Here is an 18288-nt window from a genome sequence, read left to right as displayed (position 1 = left end):
TGACCAGCCGGTTTTTCTAGATTGAGCTTGTCCAGTTCGTGGGAGGAGGTCACGCTCAATCGCGCCGCATTTCTGCCGCGCGAACTCACCCTAAGACATCTATTGCTCAACGACTTATCCGCACACGCGGAAGGAGAAGACATGGCTTACGCATTTGCAGGGGCCTCTGCTACCCAGGAACACCAACAGGCCGCACATCATTTCGCCTCTCCCGATCAAGCCAACGTCCTAGCTTCGGCTCAACACGTTACGCTGATCCGCAGCGCCGAAGTTCAAGCGCGTACCGGCTTGTCGCGCAGCTCTATGTATGCGCGCATGAACCCCAGCGACCCCGCCTACGATAGGAGCTTTCCCCTCCCGGTGAACGTATCGTCTACCGGCAAGGTCAGCAATCGCTGGATCGCATCCGAAGTGGATGCATGGATCGTCAGTCGCCCGCGCACTCGCGCGATCACCGCTGAGGTGGCGCAATGATGACCTCAATGCAAACGACCACGCCTGTAGTCAATACATACGCCAAGCTCCTACGGGCGTGCGGCGTGTTTGGCCTGACGCATTCAGCCGATGGAAATATCAGCCTTTTTCGAGACCATTTGGCGCGCCATCTTTTCAGCGCGGTAAACGTAGCAGTCAAAGTCTTGGGGGGAGACGCGCCTTTGCGCGTTCCCGCCCGCCAAGAGCGCGGCGAGACGGATGCTGCCGACTTGATGAGAGCTTTTTCTGACTGCGGACAGCTTGCCCGCTACACGGATCTGGCATTTGCCCCTACAGTGGAATCCCTCATCAACCACTCACAGCATGATGAGATGGACATGATCCGCAGTCGCTGGTCTTCTGACCCGCTCGACGCAACGGTGCGACTGAATAAGTTTCTGCAAGACATCCATCATGTTGCTCGCCAGAATCGAATCATCACGCAGTCACTTGCGCACCAGAGGCAGGCAGAGAGAATTTGGGCCAACACTCAGACCAGCATTCAAGGCGTGCTGGCAGCGGGTGAAAAAATATTTGCCTGCAAAGTGGATCTGCTCCACCGGGACTTTGTGCCGAAAAGCAAGGATGAGGTGGCGTCGCTTCATTGCCAGTTCACACAAGGCGATGCGTTCTCTCATCCAGATGTTGTCCAGACACAGTCCTGGAGAAGTGCATTTCATACGCTGCTATCGGGATCCATCCCTCGGCAACAGAAGCTACTTGCGTGGGTATATTTGACGAGCTACTCGCACATACACGGCCCGTACACCACGGCTGTTTTTCTTTTCGATGGGATAAGCATCTCGCCCGGGGACGTGCATGGCGTGTTGACGAAAGCGTGGCTTACCGCAACGAACGGTCATGGCCACTGTTTTCACTGGCCGTCTTCCACATGCAAGTGGGCAGACTTTATGGCCGCCAGCGATGACAGCAAACGCGCGGATCTGTTGCTTGGCCTGGAAAGTGTCGCCCTGGCAGGAATGTACGTGCGCCCTCGCTGCCTGAACGGTGAGTTGCCCTTGGCCGTTGGTCTCGCACACGAGTTCCATAAGGAGCCGGAGCATGCTTGAGAAACGCGATGGCATCATTCTGCATTTCGCTCATCAGATCGTGCTGCAAGCCATCAATTGGCTTTGGCGTTTCTGGATCGCCGTAGGCAAGGTACATCTGTTGGTCGGTGACCCAAGCTCTGGCAAAACGACACTCTTGGCGGAGTTGCTCGCGGCTTTCTCCATGGGCGGGCTGCTGCCGGATGGCACTCGTGCGCCCAAGGTCTTTTGCATCTACTGGTCGGGCGAAGATGGCATTGAAGACACCGTTGGCGTGCGCCTGAAAGCGGCTGGCGCAAACCTGCGTAACATCCTTATCCTGCGCGGTGTCGCGGAACACGGTCGCAAACGCTTTTTCAAACCGACCGATTTGCCCAGTCTGGTCAATGAGATCAAGCGACTGCGTGCCGATGGCATCGATGTTCGCGTCATCGCGATTGATCCATTGCCGGCGGGTTCCGGCAATTCCAATAGCAACGACGATGTACGCCGCACTTTGGAGCCGCTGATTGTATTGGCCGAAGAAGAAGGCATCGCCATCATTGGCGTGCGTCACTTAAGTAAGGCGTCGACTAAGAAGAAACTAGCCGAACGTATCAATGGCAGCGTGGCGTACTTGGCCATCTCCCGCATCGCGATGTTCGTCGTCAAGATCACGGGAACCGGCACGGCTCCGGACAATCCGCCTCGCGGTGTGCTGGTACGCGCCAAGTCCAATATCGGACCAACCGATGGTGGCTTTGCTTTTACGGTAGAACCCTACAGCATCGAGGTCGATGGGGGAACAGCAGATAGCGTACGCCTGACATGGGACGTACAGACGCTGACGGGTGACCCTGAAGCTATCGTTCGAGCAGCAGAGTCCAACGCTGGCGCATCCATTGCGAATGACCTGGCTGACGAGACTCACTTTCTGCGAGACTTACTTGACCGTGGCCCGGTGCACTCGAACAAGGTTCTTACGCTAGGCAAAGAGGAGGGTTTCATCCCCGAAAAACTACGCCAGGCGCTTGCTGCGCTGGGCGGAAATTCTGGGAAAGAGCCAGGCAGGCCGCGTGGTCCATGGTATTGGTGGTTGCCAGGGGCCGGGTTTGATGAAAGCGAGAGCCCCCTCGATCACGATGACAGCTATCGGAGCCGCCGCGACGTCCGTACTACATTCCGTCGCGGAGCAAGTCCTAAACTTCCGCTTTCTTCCCTGCACTCACGCGATGAAGGACGCTTTGACGATAGCTATGCGGCAGGCATATCAAAAGACGAAAAAGACGAAGAATACGGAAAAGTCGAAAAGTCGATAAACACGAGATACGATGATGTCCTGGGACGCACTTCCCTGAATGAGTTGCCCGGCAATAGCGATGAAGACGCCGAAGATGGCAGCATCGGCGTCTAATGATGCATCACACAGCCTGCTGTCGCTAATAGGCGGCCTGGATTTTTATGAGGCAGCAACAACTTGGCGCGGAATATACCGCGCCATTTTTATTCTGCGACCTGTTGCATATTTGGAGAAAGAAATAATCAGCATAGAAAGCGGAATTTCTCGATGCAGAATTATCTACACGTAGGAAAAGTATCGATCTTTCATTCAGACCGTAGCTCGTCAGAAATTGCAGTCCCTATGTAATAGGTTTTATAAGCAATATCCATTTCAATTCATTCAAGCCATAATTTTTTATTGCATGACCTGATTCGTTGGCTTAACCAACGAGGTCAATCATGCTCGATAGCAGCAGCAGGAAATACTGGTTCGATAGAAACGACGGCTACCATACTCAGAGAAGAAAGAAGCAACGCTTCCTCAGAAACCAGAAAACAGGACTGGATTTTGAAGACGAAATGTTCGCCTTGCACAAGAGCCATCAGGTTCTTTTCATAACCCTGAACATCAAGCCTTGCTTTCGTGATGACGTGAACTTCAGAACCATGCAGAAGTTCAGGGATGATCTGTTTCGGCGTATCAAGGATGCTCGTGCCTACGCACGTGAGCGTAAGCGCATGGGTAAGCCGATTCAAGACCATCGGCGAACCATTCTGCACGACATACGTGGCTTGATTTGGCGACAGGAATATGGCGAGGATGGTGGTTCGCACCATATCCACATCGTTGCCTTCGTCTCAGTTCGCAGGCGTGACCACGGAAGCGCCCACGAGGATTTGGGCATGGAATGGGAGCGTATTGCACGCGGATGGGGCACTTTCCATCCCCGCGCTCGCTATCGCCATGCATACAGACACAAATGGGGTGTCGCCACTGGCTACGTTCACCGTGACGACGATGAAAAGCGCTATGCCCTGCGAAAGCTCATCGGCCTATACATGGCTAAGGTAAGCCAGATCCCAGCAGACCGTGGGGAGAGTGAAGTGTTTGGCGTCCGGCACTTCGACTAAAAGGGTATGTCGTTCTCTAACGGCTGGTCCACGCCATTCAACTGAGAGATTTTTCGCTCAGAAGCCGCCATTTTCTCAAGGCCTGCAATGGCTCGATCTTTCATGTCCTTAATTTGTGGGGCAATCGCTATCATCGAAATTCCCAACATGACGGAATTCAGCCGGCCCAAGAAATCCAAGTCGCCTTGCGTCATGGTTTTTGTTGTGACAAGAATATGGGTGCATGCATAGGCAAGATCCTGTCGGTCAGGCCAATCCATAGACTGCTCGTTTATTGCGTACAAATATTGATCAACGATTGCTTCAGCATCGAGAAACTGCTCTGCGGCTCCTTCATCATCCGCGTGCTTTAACTCTGCCGTAAGGCGGTCATATAGAGAGTTTTTTCCTTGAATAAGGAGCGCTTTCTCTTCGGATTTTTTCATGACTGATCCTTATCCACGCATGTGCAGCGCGGCATCAAGCACAGCCAAATCCCGCTTGCGCCCCGTCGTATTGGTGGTCTGCATGATGTGCTGTCGCGCCTCGGCGGGCGTCATCCACTTGACCGAGGCCGTTTCCTTGTCGTCGGGCGCTACGCCGCCCGCGCCGATCTCGGCCGCCATCAGGAAGTAGCGAGTTACCGACGTGCCGCCCAGATACTCGCCAGGCAGCAGGGAAACGATGGTTGCATCCACGCCGGTTTCTTCCTTGACCTCGCGCAGCGCGGTTTGCTCGGGGGTTTCGCCAGGGTCTGTACGCCCCTTTGGAAATGTCCACACATAACCGTCGAAGTGGTTTTTGGGCTCTCGCAAGAGCACCAGCCCGTTGCTGTCGAAGATAACCCCGCCATAGGCTTTCTTGCTCATTCGTCATCCCCCATGCCGTAGAGGGCATGCCACACACGCCCATAGCGCTGCGCCCGCGCCTTGCCCTGGCGCTTGGCGACCTCGTTCTTGAAATTGTCGTAGGTGACGTCTTGCACCATCTTGCCCACGGCTTGCGCGAACTGCTCGTGGCTGACGGTGGCCCGCCAGGGGTAGTCCGTGCCGGCATGGCCGACGGTAGGGGATAAGCCGGGCAGGTACTGCTCACGCAGTTTGTCCAGGTCTTGCCGCACACGGGCGCGCACGGTCAGGAAGTTTGTGCCGGGCTTTTGCACGGCGGAAAAGAATCCAATATTGGTCATCAGCCACATGGCAGCGCCTCCCTGGCTTGGTCTGCATGCGCCAAGTATAGATCAAATTGATTCTAATGATGGATTAAAATAATGTTAATAAGAGCTCGCCATGGTGCGTCGGTGAATGTAAGATTGCGCCTGTCGTCCATCCGCCACCCTTCCGATGTTCCAAGATCGCCTCCGAGACCTCAGCCACCCGCAGCGCGACCGCCTGGCCTACATCGAGCAAAAGCTCTGGTTCGTAGGCGACATGCGCCGGCAGGACCTGGTGGACCGCTTTGGCATACAGACCGCCGCGGCGACACGCGACTTCAGCCTCTACCGGGAACTGGCCCCCGGCAACATGGCCTACGACAGCCGCACCAAGATCTACCTGCTGGGGTCGGACTTCAAGCCGCTGTTTAGCTATTCCCCCGAACGCATCCTGACCTGGCTGTCGGAAGGCTTTGGGGATGGGGAGCCCATCAGCTCACGCACCGGCATCATCTGCGATATTCCCAGCCGCTTGGCCCAGCCCGACCTGGCCACCCTGGCCATCGTGACGCGGGCCATCAAGCAGCAGCAGGTGCTGCGCATCAAATATCACTCCATCAGCACCGGAAAAAGCGAGCGGGAGATCGCGCCGTTTGCCCTGCTCGATACCGGGCTGCGCTGGCATGCCCGCGCCTACGACCGCAAATCCGGTGAGTTCCGGGATTTCGTACTTACTCGGATCATGGACGCGAGCGTGGTGCGCGACGGCGTGATCCAAGACAGGGAGCGCCCCGACCAGGATATCCAGTGGTCGCGCATCGTCGAGCTGGAGCTGGTGCCGCACCCGGATCAGCCTCATCCCAAGGTGACGGAAATGGATTATGGGATGCGCGACGGGGTGTTGAAGATGCGGGTGCGTGCAGCGACCGTGGGCTACACCTTGCGCAAGTGGAGCGTGGATTGTTCGCCGGATCACAGCCTGCGTGGACCGGAGTTTCGGTTGTGGCTGAAGGATTGCCTGGCGTTGTATGGCGTGGCGAATGCGGTGTTGGCGCCGGGATATGTAGGAAAAAGAAATGATCGATGCCAGTTACGTCAAACAAAACGTGTATGAATTGACCACTTGAATGTGGATTGCCCAATCAGAAAAGCTTAAAGAATTGAAGAGAAATAAGGGAATGCATGTCTAGACTGACCGATTTGATCGCTAGGGCGAAAGCAAAGGATGTGCAGCTGGGGGCAGAGTTAGATAGAGAATTCAAGATTCTTTCGGCGCGGCTGCCCTTTGGTTTGAACTTCGAGCGGCACAGCCCGGAGGCGGTAGAGTTGCCCCTGCGGCCTGTGCGCAAGGGCGACAAAGTGCGCGTCCTACCGGCGCGCGGCTCCACCAAGAAGGGCGACCAACGACTGTGGCAGGTGAAGGCCATCCACAAGGGCAAGAAAACGGCTGAGTTGGAACTGCTGAATACCGAAGAGCCCGACGAACAGACGGTCGCGCTGGATGACCTGGTAGTGGTGGCGGAGTTCCGCGACACGATTTACCCGGGTCTGGTCAGTACAGGCAAGGTGCAGCGCGGTGGCGACAAGCCGTGGCACACGGTCATCAACGGCGAGAACTACCATGTCCTGAAAGCGTTGACCTATACCCATCGCGGCAAGGTGGACGCGATTTACATCGATCCGCCCTACAATACCGGGGCGAAGGACTGGAAATACAACAACGATTACGTAGAGGGTGACGACCTGTATCGGCACAGCAAATGGTTGGCCATGATGGAGCGACGCTTGCTGGTGGCCAAAGATCTGTTAAACCCGGAAGATTCTGTGCTGATCGTCACGATTGATGAGAAGGAATACCTGCGCCTGGGATTGTTGTTGGAACAGATGTTCCCAGAGGCGACCATCCAAATGGTAAGCAGTGTAATCAACCCTAAAGGCTCATCGCGAGCAGGTAGATTCAGCCGCGTGGATGAGTACCTGTTCTTTGTGCTATTTGGAGCAGCGGCAGTAACTCCATGGCGAACTGACATGTTGCGAGATGATGCGGACGTTGAACGTGAAGTTCGCTGGGCTGGCCTCATGCGCAATGGAGAAGGAAGTAGAAGAGATCGGATTCCAAGTATGTTTTTCCCGATTTTCCTCGATGAAAAAACGGGCGCATTCCACTCGGTAGGGGAGCCCCCAGAGTTGCGGGTGAAACGAGAAAGCATAATTCCCCCGCCAGGCACAGTTGTTCTGTGGCCAGTGGATAGAAACGGGCAAGAGTTGATGTGGCGGTTAAGCCCCGAGTCACTGCGTGAATACATCAGAATGGGTCACGCCAAGTTTGGACGGCGTGACCCAAATACTGGTCTTCGACCTGCTTATTACTTGCAGCGTGGGATCAGAACCATGCTGGAAACCGGCGAGGTTATTGCTGTTAGTAAAGATGCAGAGGGCGCATTGGAACTGAAATTCGCCGATTCGACAGGAACGCGTAGCCCAACAACTATTTGGAATATGGTCTCCCATAGTGCAAGCGAATACGGAGCTGGTGTTTTAAAAGCACTACTGCCGGGTAGGCGATTTCCGTATCCAAAATCACCTTACGCAATCGAAGACGCACTTAGGTTTTTTGTCGGAAAGAAACCGGGAGCAGTGATTCTGGACTTCTTCGCCGGCTCTGGTACCACCGCCCACGCCGTGATGCGTCTGAACAAGCAGGACGGTGGCCAGCGCCAATGCATCAGCGTAACCAACAACGAAGTCGGCGCGGACGAACAGAAGAAACTGCGCGAGCAAGGTCTGCGTCCCGGCGACCCCGAATGGGAGCAGTGGGGCATCTGCGACTACATCACCAAGCCACGGGTTGCCGCTGCTATCAGCGGCAAGACCCCTGCGGGTGAGCAAATCAAGGGGGACTACAGATTCACCGACGAATTCCCGATGGCCGAGGGCTTCGAGGAAAACGCCGAGTTCTTCACCTTGACCTACGAAACTCCGGTGTCCGTCAGCTACAACATGGCCTTTGCCCGCATCGCGCCGTTGCTGTGGCTGCGGGCCGGCGCACAAGGCGAGCGGATCGACAAGCTGCCCACAGAAGGCTGGGCGGTAGCCAACACCTATGGCTTGTTGACTGACGTTGACGCCGCCACGCCCTTCGTTAAGGCTTTGGGCAAGGTCGAGGGCTTGCGTATCGCCTACATCGTCACCGACGATGACCGCCGCTTTCAGGCTATCGCCAAGCGGCTGCCCGATGGCGTAGAGCCGGTGCGGCTCTACGAATCCTATCTGACCAACTTCAGCTTCACTAACGGGGAATAACGGATGAAATTCACGCTCAAAGATTATCAGCGCGATGCTGTCCGCGATTCCTTGAACAACCTGAGAAAGGCGCGGCGGTTGTGGCACGGAGAGGCAGACAAGACGGCCTTTTCCCTAACTGCCGTCACAGGTGCAGGCAAGACTGTCATGGCCGCTGCCACCTTCGAGGCGCTTTTCCACGGGGATGACGAGTTCAACTTCGATGCTGACCCCGGCGCGGTGGTTATCTGGTTCAGTGATGACCCCTCATTGAACGAACAAACCCGCTTCCGCATCATAGAAGCCAGTGATCGCATCAACTACACCGACCTGGTGGTGGTGGAAAACACGTTCAACCGGCCCAAGTTCGAGGCGAGGAAAATCTACTTCCTCAACACCCAGAAGCTGGGCAAGAACAGCTTGCTGGTACGCGGGCACGACCCGGAGGAATTGGAGGCCAAGGCCGGTAGCACCTTCCCGGCCATGCGCCCTGACCTGCGCGCTTACACCATTTGGGACACGATCCAGAACACCATCGAAGACCCCGATCTGACGCTTTATCTGGTGCTCGATGAAGCGCACAGGGGCATGGGCGCGCAAACAGCGGCCAGCCAGAACGCCAAGAGCACCATCGTGCAGCGGCTTATCAATGGCGTGGGCAGTGTGCCAGGCATTCCGGCAGTTTGGGGAATTTCGGCCACGGTGGAGCGGTTCAACAAGGCCATCGAATCGGCAGGCAGGCACATCAAGCTGCCCAACGTCGAAGTCGACCCAGTCAAGGTGCAAGAATCCGGTCTTATCAAGGACACGATCCTGCTGGACATTCCCGATGAGGCGGGTGACTTCGATACCGTGCTGGTGCGGCGTGCGACCGATAAATTGAAGGCTTCCACTCGGGCTTGGGCCGCTTATGCCAAACAGCAACAAGAGGCCCATGTCGTTGTGCCACTCATGGTTTTGCAGGTTCCCAATACACCAGATCCCGATGAAATCGGGCGGGCGCTGGATACCATCTTTGAACGCTATCCAGAGCTTCCAGCGGCCAGCGTGGCGCATGTTTTCGGCGATCACGTCACTCAGCGGTTCGGCAATCGGGACGTGCCGTACATCGAACCGCAACGGGTTGAAGAATCCATCTGGGTTCGGGTGTTGATCGCCAAGGACGCAATCAGCACAGGCTGGGATTGCCCGCGCGCCGAGGTCATGGTTTCCTTCCGTGCCGCAAGCGACAAAACCCATATCACGCAGTTGCTGGGCCGACTTGTGCGCTCCCCGCTGGCCCGTCGTATTCCTGGCAACGACCGTTTGAACGCGGTCGATTGCTTGTTGCCAAAGTTCAACCGCAAGGCCGTGGAGCAGGTCGTCGATGCACTGACCACTGGCAGTGAAGCAGCAACGCCGGGCCGCATCCTGATTGACCATGTGGAGGTGCAGCCGAATCCGGCTGCGTCTGCGGCCGTATGGGATGTCTTCGAGGCTTTGCCGTCACAGACGCGACCGCAGAAAGGGGCAAAGCCTGCGGTCAGGTTGACCGCGCTGGCGCATGAGCTGGCTTCCGATGGCATCCTGGCTGGTGCGGGCGCTTTGGCTCATGCCGAAATGCACGCAGCGCTGGACACGTTCCAGAACGACAACGCGGACAAGATCACAACCAAGCGGCGGTCTGTGTTAGTTGTCGATGGCAAGACAGTGAAGGCGGACATGCAGGGCAAAGGCCGCAGCCTTGAAAAGTTCTGGGAAGATGCGGACGTTGCCGTCATCGACGATGCTTACCGGCGCGCGGCACGGCTTCTAAGCCCGTCGATTGCCCACTCTTACGTTGATCATCTTGCTGCTAAGGAAGCTGACCGCGAGGGCGACCCAGAGGCCTATCTTGAGGCCATTGTCGAGGCCCGCGTGACCGTGGCTGGGCTGGGTCTGGTCATGGAGGTACAGGCTTTTTTCGATGCAGAGGCGGACAAGCTGGCCAAGGCTTGGCTGGCGAAGTACGGCACACAAATCAAGGCCTTGAGCGATGACCGTCAGGAATCTTACCGGCAGATCATCGAGATGAGCGCCGAGCCACAGGACGTGGGGCTGGTGAAGCCGGAGGCACGTTATGAAGCGACCAGGGCCGATGACAACGGAAAGATCACCGCCCTGCCGCTATGGGAAGGACATTTACTGTGCGACGAAGCTGGCAAGTATCCGGCGGAATTAAACGACTGGGAACGCACGGTAGTTGAAACCGAAGCTGCACGGGCAGGGTTTATATTCTGGTATCGCAACCCGCAGCAACCAGGGCAGTCCTCGTTGGGTATCGCTTATGTTGATGCCGACCAATACAGAATCGTTCGCCCTGATTTCCTATTTTTTGCCGAGGAGGATGGGAAAATTGTAGTGGACTTGGTTGATCCACACAGTTTGCATCTGGCTGATTCGTTACCCAAGCTGCAGGGGTTGGCACGATATGCCGCACAGCATCCGGACGCTTATCGTCGAATCGAATCTGTAGCTGCAGTGAAAGACAAGTTGCGAGTGTTGGATTTGAAGCGATTGGATGTGCAGGAGGCTGTTGCTTCTGCTAAAGACCCATTGAGTTTGTTCGGAAGTGCGCTGGCAGACGATTATTTATAGGCTGCCATTAGGCGCCCTTCTTTTTCAAACAGATAGAGTGAGCCGCCGCCCTCGATATAACATGAAATTCGCTGCTTTTTTAAGATCGAAAGCTCCTTACCTTAATAATAAAAAAATATGGAAAGTGGCTTTTACCGCCACGGCTCTAGTCTTGGCTTTTTTACATATTTTCTTTACCAGTCTTGGTATCGACGCAATTACTGTATTGCTTTTGGCAATGGCTCTGCTGCCATGGGCTTACCAATTCTTACCCATAGAAAGCGCCGAATTCGGCGGTCTCAAGCTTTCCTTCACAAGGCAAAGTAAAAAAATTCTTTCAAAAGACCTATCTGAAAAAGAGAAAGAACATCTCAAACAACAGCAAGTTGTTTTGGTAGAGGTCGGACCAGCCGGGTACTACAAACTCTATGCCAACGGGATTTTGACTCAGGGACTGACCGTTAAAATCCCTGCGGGAACTGCTCAGCACTCGATTAGTTGGCCAATTGCGTTCCCCAACGAGGTAATTAGCGTAAATATCGAAGGGAACACAGGGATAATCGTTACTAAACAGACTCCCGGCGGATGCACCCTGAAAGTTCCGTATGGAACAGAAGGCATAACTGCAACTTTTACAGCAGTTGGTTTGTAATCGTCGACGGAGCGCCTCTTCCAGGCTTTTTGAGACGATCTATCAGATCAGCAATAGTGCATGGGAAACCATGGTGTATCTCACCGACCTGCAACAGCCTGAAGCACCGAGCAGCCACAGTAAACCGATCAAACCGCCGCCAGCCCGTAGCGGCCTTGGCGAAACCAGGCACATCCGCAAAGGTCTTGTAAGCGGTCAAGATACGCTGCTGTGTGCGCGATCGCCATCATGCAGGCAGCTCCAGTTGAGCGCTGGATGGCGAACTCGGTTTTTTGCTAATCGTGATGCCCCGTACCTTTGCGACATCTGCCACGACACGGGTGATGTGATGTGTGGTGTTCCACTGGCGCCAGGTTGTGGCGCTTCCGGTTTTTCCCGCAGCACCATGAGCAATGTCGTGGATACGTTCATCAGCTTCGGAAAAAGACGCGCCTGAGAACCGGGCATTCGCTATAACTCGTTCGCAGACATTTTTCATGAGAGTAGCCTGATCACCTGTGTCCTCAGCACGAACCACAAGCCAGTTGGATTCGGTGGTGTACCGTAGATGAGGGATAGGTCGCCCTCCCTGATCCCCAAACTTTATTCTGGCGCAGTCGGCGGCATAGTCTCCATAAGCAAAATGCTCCGCTGTTGTCGGGTCAAATCTTACCGCCGTTTTCCAAGCCCGCCATTCATTACGCGGCCAGATTACGGTTTGATTAGGTTCCGCCGGATTCTTGTCAGGGTAATGTGTGCCTTGGTAGATGATGCGCTGCCACTGGCCAATTTCTTGTAATTGCTCAAGGGCACCTTGGATAACCGGGGCGACAAGATCGGGGTCGGAAAGATCAGAATCGGCAAAATCCACAATGACAACGCAGTCTGTCATTGCTATGCCAAGTGCAATCAGTGCAGTTTCAATTCGCGTTTGAAGGCCTACATCTGCCATCGTACCCGACAAAATGCAAAGACCCAGTTTCAACTCTGCACCACTGTCGATGGTTCGCCTAAAGGCCGCAGCGTCAATTTTTTCCAGATCGGTCAGATGGATGCAGGGAACTGCTGCGACATCTAGGCTTCGTGCTATGGTAAATAATGTTGGCAACCAACTGGAAAGGTTGTCAGTGCCAAGTTCTTCGATCAGGTAGGTGATGTCTATCAGCACATTACGGCATGGCCAGTATTTTCTGAGGATTCCACCGACATCAGGGCATTCATCACCAAGGTCGAATAATTCTTCCTGGCTGCTACTTTTTCGCTCACTGGCAGGTGGAACGATCAGGCGGGGAAGTATGCAGGCGGCAACATCTGGCCTAAGCTCGCGCAGCCCTTCTAATTCACCCTTTTTCATACGAAGGGCAGGACTATAGACGATTTTCTTGCGCTCAGGCATGTTGCGCCTCCTGCTGTGCTAGGAAAAGTTTACGTATCGCCCCGCGGCCTATCTTATCCGAGAAGATGGCATAGTTTCTTCTTTCGAATCGGATTCGACCGTAGATGATGGCGGGTGAAATACCTAGTTGTTTTGCAAGGCTTTCAATAGGGGCGGCAGTCTTAGCGATGCGGGCCGGCGAGCGTACCCAAATTTCTTCAGGGATGAGCAGATTGGAGGCAAAGTTATTTGCCTCTTGCTCAAACTCATCGACTGCGTCGTGGTCAATGTCGTCAAAGAAGCCAGAAGCCAAACCGGTTCGGTAGTGCAGGATCACGTGTCCGACTTCATGCATGAGCGTGAACCAGAAATTGTCGATAGTGTCTTTGTTCAGAGTAAGACCAATGACCGGAATTTCGTCCACTAGAAATGACGCGCCATCGACGCCCATGCCTGGGATGTTTCTTTCGACGATAAGAATGATGCCGTGTTGCTTCAATAGCGCCTGGGCCTGCAAAGGGCCGTCAGCGGCTTGGCTTAATTTCGGAAGTTGTTTAAGCCAGGAAAGATCGAGTGGGCGGTATTTGGATTTCTCGCGCTTGATAATTTCTTCAGCACGGCGGGTGACATGGGCTTTCCATGAGAGCAGTACCCAACTCTCGGAGTAGTCCTTGACATTGATTCCTGTCCGCAGCAATGAGGGTGTGCCATGTTTGCTGACGTGTTCGGAGACGTACTGAATCAGGCGCTTGATGCCTTTTTCATCGGAATCGGGTTCATCTAGCCAGCCATGCTCCCTGGCATGTTTGAGGATTTTCTGTGCCTCAGCGGGATTGATTTCATAGGTGGGCATCCACTTGGAGGCTTCAGGGCTCAAGTAATCCACGGAAAAATTCAACGACAACGCGTAGGCCACCTTCATGTAACCCGCGAGGCTGATGGATCGATACCTTTCGGCCTCCCACCGCTGAATGGCCTGTTCTTGCAAGCCCAGCTTTCTAGCCAGATCCTTTTGCGTCCATCCTTGGGCAAGACGGGCCACGATTAGGATGTCGCCCAAGTCGGTTCCGGCTCTTTGCTTCATCGGCTCGACGTTTCCGCTCTTGGCCTGGGAATAGGCTGCGAGCATTTCACCCAGTTCGCGTTTTTCAGTGTTGAGAGAGCGGCGGATGCCGTCAATGACTTCTCTAGGCAGTCCGTCAATGATAGATTTCAGGGTGCGTTCGGTCGAGAGGGCCTGCGTAATCTCGTGGATTTCGGCCTCGATTTCCCGCGCTTGGCGGTCTGTAGAGATGATGGTGCTGGATGGCATAACAGTATTTTACACAACGAATATGTTGTGTAAAGACGGGGTACGGCCCAATGGAACGTATGTCCAGGATCGTTACGGTTGGCGGTTCTTCCCAGGGCGGCCAGCAAGGCCAGACTGTGCGACAAGAAATCTTGAACTTTTCCCTTGCGTGCCACCACCCTAGAATTTCTCACCCACATATCACCTCCCCGAGCACACCCCCCGTGTGCCTTTCACGAGGTCGATATGCCCCTTTCCTGCCCCCGCTGCGACTCGCAGCACATCACCACCCTCGACTACGGCCGCAAGACCGGCGCGGTCGTAGGCACTACCGCCGGCGCAGCCGGTAGCGCAGCCACAGCCCTGGGCGGCGCGCAAACCGGCGCGGCGCTCGGCATGGTTGCCGGGCCGGTCGGCTCGCTCTTCGGCGGCCTGGCCGGTGCGCTCATGGGCGCGCTAATCGGCGGCGCCGCGGGCGGCGCTGCTGGCGCGGCCATCGGCGAGCAGGTCGATGACACCTTGCTCGACAACTACGCGTGCCAAGCCTGCGGCCATACCTTCGGCAAGCGGCATCTGGCGCACAGTTAGACGCCCATCCCTGTTTCTCTTCCCACGCACAGCCTACGGCCCTTCGGGGCCGTAGGCGTTTGTGCTGTCCGTTCCCGTCATTTCCCTATCCAAGGAGCAACCATGCATCTCGTACAAACCATGGCCTATGTCGGCCAACAGCCCTGGCACGGCCTGGGCAATCCGCTCACCCCCGGCCAGCCGCTCGAAGTCTGGCAGCGCGAAGCCGGTATGGACTGGACCATCGAGAAGGCCGACGTGCGCTATGTCGCCGGCAGCGACAATATCGGCTCCATCCACGCCTTCCCTGACCAGAAAGTCCTGTACCGCTCGGACACCAAGGCCCCGCTGTCGGTCGTGTCCCGCCGCTTCAATGTCGTGCAGCCGCGCGAGGTCATCGAGTTCTACCGTGACCTGGTGGAAGCGGGCGGCTACGAGCTGGAGACGGCTGGGGTGCTCAAGGAAGGCCGCAAGCTGTGGGCGCTGGCCAAAACCGGCCAATCCGCCTGCCTCAAGGGCCGCGACAAGGTGAATGGCTACCTGCTGCTCGCCACGGCCTGCGACGGCACCCTGGCGACCACGGCGCAGTTCACCAGTGTCCGCGTGGTCTGCAACAACACTCTGGCCATTGCCCTGGGCGACGCCGCGGGCGCGGTCAAGGTCGGCCACCGCAGCCAGTTCGACCCGCAGGCCGTCAAGCGCCAGCTCGGCATCGCCATCTCGTCCTGGGACGCCTTCCTCGCCCGCATGAAAGCCCTGGCCGAATGCAAGGTGAAGGATGATGCCGTGGAAGCCTTCCTCAAGCGGGTGCTGACCTACCCGGTCAACCCGCAGGCCGATGGCATCCCCACCGCTGTCAACGATCGGGCCATGAAGACCGTGCAGGAGCTTTATGCCGGTCGCGGCAAGGGTTCCGAAATGGCTTCGGCCTCCGGCACGGCCTGGGGGCTGCTCAACAGCATCACCGAGTACATCGACCACCACCGCCGCGCCCGTTCCAACGACCACCGTCTGGACGCAGCCTGGTTTGGTGCGGGCGCCGCCATCAAGCAGAAGGCCTGGGACGAAGCCCTGAAGCTGGTGGCGTGAACCAGCACCGCGAGCTTTTCGACCCCATCCCCACATCACCCATGAAGCCCGGCAGCGCCCATGCGCTGGCCGGGTTTCTTCATTCTGGAGGTTTCATCATGGCATTACCTAAACGCCAGAGCGACACCCGGCCCGCTCTGCGCCTGATCGACACCCGTAAGATCGAGCGCGCCGACTGGCTGGAAGTGCGCAAGACCGGCATCGGCGGCTCCGACGCCGCAGCGGCCGTGGGCCTGAGTCCGTACAAATCGCAGCTTGAACTGTGGATGGAGAAAACCGGACGCGACGCCGGCCTGCCCAAGCCCGACCCGGACGACACGACCCATCCGGTGTACTGGGGCACCATGCTGGAACCTATCGTGGCGGCTTCCTACACCAAGCAGACGGGCAACAAGGTGCGCAAGGTCAACGCCGTCCTGCAACACCCGCAATTCCCCTTCATGCTCGCCAACCTGGACCGCGAAGTCGTCGGCTCGCCCCTGGTGCAGATCCTGGAATGCAAGACGGCGGGGGAGTTTGGCGCGAAGCTCTGGCAAGACGGCGTGCCCGAATACGTACAGCTCCAGGTACAGCATCAGCTCGCCGTCACGGGCAAGCAGGCCGCGCATGTGGCCGTGCTCATCTGCGGCCAGCGGCTGGAGGTCCACCGCATCCAGCGCGACGACGACCTGATCTCCCGCCTCATCACCCTGGAGGCCCGTTTCTGGGAGTACGTCACCCGCGACACCCCGCCGCCTGCCGACGGCTCCGAATCGGCGGACCGCGCCCTGCGCGTGCTGTATCCCGGCAATTCCAGCGCGGTGGATTTCAGCGACGACAGGAACCTGTCTGCCACCTTCGCCGACCTGGTCAATGTCAAGGCCGACATCAAGGCCAAGGAAGCCCTGGCAGAAACGCTCAAGCAGCAATTGCAGCAAGCGATGGGCGATGCGTCTGAGGCGCGGTTCGAGACAGGGCGAGTGCTGTTTCGGCGCAGCCAGGACAGCACGACGATCAACACCGATCTGCTGCTCTTGAACCATCCCGAGCTGGTCGCGGAATACGCCATTACCAAACCCGGCACCCGTCGATTCCTGATCCGGGATTGACAGTCTTTATCGATTCACAGGAGAACGCCATGCTCAAGGGGCTCGCAATCACCCCGCCAGTGGTAGGCCGCATCAGCATCGGGCGCGTCGTCGAGAGGAACGGCAAGCGCCTGCCCGAACGCGACGACCAGTTCACGTTGACAACCCAAGTCCAGACTCACGACGGCTGGCTGCTGCACCCCCAGGACGAAACCCAGCGCCGGCTGCACGGGGGCGACAAGCTGCGAAGCCTCAGTGTCATGCTGCCTTTCAACGACCCGGACCTGAACCTGCGGGCTGAGTATTCCTACTTCGACCGGGAGGACGGCCGGCTCGTCTGCGTGGGCAACGGCGAGACCTGCCGCCGCGACACCGACGAGGGCATGCAGACGCTGCCGTGCTACGACCCGGACCACTGCGGGTTTCACAACCGGGAGTGCAAGCCCTACGGGCGGCTGTACGCCATCATCGGCCTGGACCAGCTTGGCTGCTTCGTGCTGAGGACGACCTCCTACAACTCGATCCGGACGCTGGCGGCGCGCATGCGCTACTACCACGCGGTCTCGGGCGGGCTGCTGGCCTGCATGCCGCTGGAGCTGCGCCTGCGCGGCAAGTCCACCACGCAGAGCTACCGCACCCCGATCTACTACGTGGACCTGATCCCGGCCAATGGCATGACGCTGGAACAGGCGATCAAGGAAGCGCGGGAGCTGGACGAACGGCGCAAGGCGGCGGGCTTTGACCAGGCGGCGCTCGATGAGGCCGCCCGCCAGGGCTTTGCCAATGGCGCGTTCGAGGAGTCGGTGGAGGATGTGCCTGCGGTGGTGGAGGAGTTCTTTCCGGAGGATCAGCCCGTGTCAGCGGTCAAGGAAATTTCCGTCATGCCGCCAACCAAGGCGAGCCTTGCAGCCAAGCTCAAGGCCAAGACAGGAGAAGCTCCCTGATGCTTCCCTTTCACCCAACCCCAAGGCCCAGCGCAACCCGCTGGGCTTTTTCTTTTTGGAGAACCACCATGTCACATGGCATTGAAAAACCCAGGCCAGGGCAGCGCCTCTTCCCAGGAAAGGTGCTCATCACCGGAGCGGCCACGGTCGCGCTGGAGGCAGCGGGCGTGGAAGGTGTCTGGCTGCTGTCCCGGCACATTCATGGCGACTGGGGCGACATCCCGCCCGAGGATGTGCTGCAAAACGAGTTGGCCCTGCTACTTGGTCTGCGCGTCCAGTCCCGCTATAGACTCGCGGAGGCAACGGCCATCTGGATCACCACCGAGGCGAACCGGGCCACGACCACCATCATCCTCGTGGAAGGTGCGTGGGCGGCATCGGGCAGCGGCTAGCCTGTTGAC

At 57.0% G+C, this 18288-nt stretch carries 18 protein-coding genes; 13 read left to right on the top strand and 5 right to left on the bottom strand.

What is annotated here, in order from left to right; genetic code table 11:
• Positions 1 to 141 precede the first annotated feature (141 nt).
• The 4 genes from V8Z80_RS17265 (at position 142) to V8Z80_RS17250 (ending at position 3914) form a co-directional block, all read left to right on the top strand.
• Positions 142 to 474 (top strand): helix-turn-helix transcriptional regulator, encoded by a 333-nt coding sequence (locus V8Z80_RS17265; RefSeq protein ID WP_336062903.1) that lies wholly within the window; start codon positions 142 to 144, stop codon positions 472 to 474.
• An 8-nt stretch (positions 475 to 482) separates the two neighbouring features.
• Positions 483 to 1544, top strand: a complete 1062-nt coding sequence (locus tag V8Z80_RS17260) for a hypothetical protein (RefSeq protein WP_336062902.1) — start codon at positions 483 to 485, stop codon at positions 1542 to 1544.
• Positions 1537 to 2916: an AAA family ATPase gene (locus V8Z80_RS17255; protein ID WP_336062901.1), complete on the top strand. Its 1380-nt coding sequence runs from the start codon at positions 1537 to 1539 to the stop codon at positions 2914 to 2916. Before V8Z80_RS17260 ends, V8Z80_RS17255 begins: the two co-directional genes overlap by 8 nt.
• Positions 2917 to 3242: 326 nt before the next feature.
• Complete coding sequence (locus tag V8Z80_RS17250) at positions 3243 to 3914, top strand: hypothetical protein (protein WP_336062900.1); 672 nt, start codon at positions 3243 to 3245, stop codon at positions 3912 to 3914.
• On the opposite strand, the gene V8Z80_RS17245 is transcribed toward V8Z80_RS17250, so the two are convergent.
• The 3 genes from V8Z80_RS17245 to V8Z80_RS17235 are packed head-to-tail and all read right to left on the bottom strand — an operon-like array spanning position 3911 to position 5091.
• A complete protein-coding gene (locus tag V8Z80_RS17245; protein WP_336062899.1) occupies positions 3911 to 4339 on the bottom strand; it encodes a hypothetical protein in 429 nt (142 codons plus the stop codon). The two genes, V8Z80_RS17250 and V8Z80_RS17245, sit on opposite strands and share 4 nt — an antisense overlap.
• A 9-nt stretch (positions 4340 to 4348) precedes the next feature.
• Positions 4349 to 4762, bottom strand: a complete 414-nt coding sequence (locus V8Z80_RS17240; RefSeq protein ID WP_336062898.1) for an NUDIX hydrolase — start codon at positions 4760 to 4762, stop codon at positions 4349 to 4351.
• Positions 4759 to 5091 carry a hypothetical protein gene (locus V8Z80_RS17235; RefSeq protein ID WP_319747211.1) on the bottom strand — a complete coding sequence of 111 codons (333 nt, stop codon included), beginning with the start codon at positions 5089 to 5091 and terminating at the stop codon, positions 4759 to 4761. The genes V8Z80_RS17240 and V8Z80_RS17235 overlap by 4 nt, the downstream gene beginning before the upstream one ends.
• A gap of 145 nt (positions 5092 to 5236) precedes the next feature.
• On the opposite strand from V8Z80_RS17235, the gene V8Z80_RS17230 reads away from it, so the two are divergent.
• The 4 genes from V8Z80_RS17230 to V8Z80_RS17215 all read left to right on the top strand — a co-directional run bounded on the left by V8Z80_RS17230 (position 5237) and on the right by V8Z80_RS17215 (position 11575).
• Positions 5237 to 6160: a helix-turn-helix transcriptional regulator gene (locus V8Z80_RS17230; protein ID WP_336062897.1), complete on the top strand. Its 924-nt coding sequence runs from the start codon at positions 5237 to 5239 to the stop codon at positions 6158 to 6160.
• A 68-nt stretch (positions 6161 to 6228) separates the two neighbouring features.
• Positions 6229 to 8349, top strand: a complete 2121-nt coding sequence (locus V8Z80_RS17225) for a site-specific DNA-methyltransferase (RefSeq protein WP_336062895.1) — start codon at positions 6229 to 6231, stop codon at positions 8347 to 8349.
• Between the two features lie 3 nt (positions 8350 to 8352).
• Positions 8353 to 10944, top strand: a complete 2592-nt coding sequence (locus tag V8Z80_RS17220) for a DEAD/DEAH box helicase (protein WP_336062894.1) — start codon at positions 8353 to 8355, stop codon at positions 10942 to 10944.
• A gap of 61 nt (positions 10945 to 11005) precedes the next feature.
• On the top strand, positions 11006 to 11575 hold the full coding sequence (locus V8Z80_RS17215) for a hypothetical protein (protein WP_336062893.1): 570 nt from the start codon (positions 11006 to 11008) through the stop codon (positions 11573 to 11575).
• A gap of 226 nt (positions 11576 to 11801) precedes the next feature.
• Here V8Z80_RS17215 and V8Z80_RS17210 read toward each other — a convergent pair whose 3' ends face one another.
• Together V8Z80_RS17210 and V8Z80_RS17205 are read right to left on the bottom strand one after the other, a co-directional pair.
• Positions 11802 to 12950 (bottom strand): beta family protein, encoded by a 1149-nt coding sequence (locus V8Z80_RS17210; RefSeq protein WP_336062892.1) that lies wholly within the window; start codon positions 12948 to 12950, stop codon positions 11802 to 11804.
• Positions 12943 to 14241 carry an XRE family transcriptional regulator gene (locus V8Z80_RS17205; RefSeq protein WP_336062891.1) on the bottom strand — a complete coding sequence of 433 codons (1299 nt, stop codon included), beginning with the start codon at positions 14239 to 14241 and terminating at the stop codon, positions 12943 to 12945. The genes V8Z80_RS17210 and V8Z80_RS17205 overlap by 8 nt, the downstream gene beginning before the upstream one ends.
• A gap of 225 nt (positions 14242 to 14466) precedes the next feature.
• On the opposite strand from V8Z80_RS17205, the gene V8Z80_RS17200 reads away from it, so the two are divergent.
• From V8Z80_RS17200 to V8Z80_RS17180, 5 genes are all read left to right on the top strand, one after another.
• Complete coding sequence (locus tag V8Z80_RS17200; protein WP_336062890.1) at positions 14467 to 14808, top strand: hypothetical protein; 342 nt, start codon at positions 14467 to 14469, stop codon at positions 14806 to 14808.
• Between the two features lie 102 nt (positions 14809 to 14910).
• Entirely contained in the window at positions 14911 to 15876 is a 966-nt protein-coding gene (locus V8Z80_RS17195) for a DUF932 domain-containing protein (RefSeq protein WP_336062889.1), read from the top strand.
• A gap of 98 nt (positions 15877 to 15974) precedes the next feature.
• The gene (locus tag V8Z80_RS17190) at positions 15975 to 16964 is read left to right on the top strand and encodes a YqaJ viral recombinase family nuclease (RefSeq protein WP_336062905.1); all 990 of its coding nucleotides are present in this window, start codon (positions 15975 to 15977) and stop codon (positions 16962 to 16964) included.
• Positions 16965 to 16993: 29 nt separating this feature from the next.
• Entirely contained in the window at positions 16994 to 17887 is an 894-nt protein-coding gene (locus tag V8Z80_RS17185) for a recombination directionality factor (RefSeq protein ID WP_336062888.1), read from the top strand.
• Positions 17888 to 17955: 68 nt separating this feature from the next.
• On the top strand, positions 17956 to 18279 hold the full coding sequence (locus V8Z80_RS17180; RefSeq protein WP_336062887.1) for a hypothetical protein: 324 nt from the start codon (positions 17956 to 17958) through the stop codon (positions 18277 to 18279).
• Positions 18280 to 18288 lie beyond the last annotated feature (9 nt).

Source organism: Orrella sp. JC864 (assembly GCF_037026685.1).
In the GTDB taxonomy this organism is placed as follows: domain Bacteria; phylum Pseudomonadota; class Gammaproteobacteria; order Burkholderiales; family Burkholderiaceae_B; genus Orrella.
This window is presented reverse-complemented; position numbering and strand designations above follow the sequence as displayed.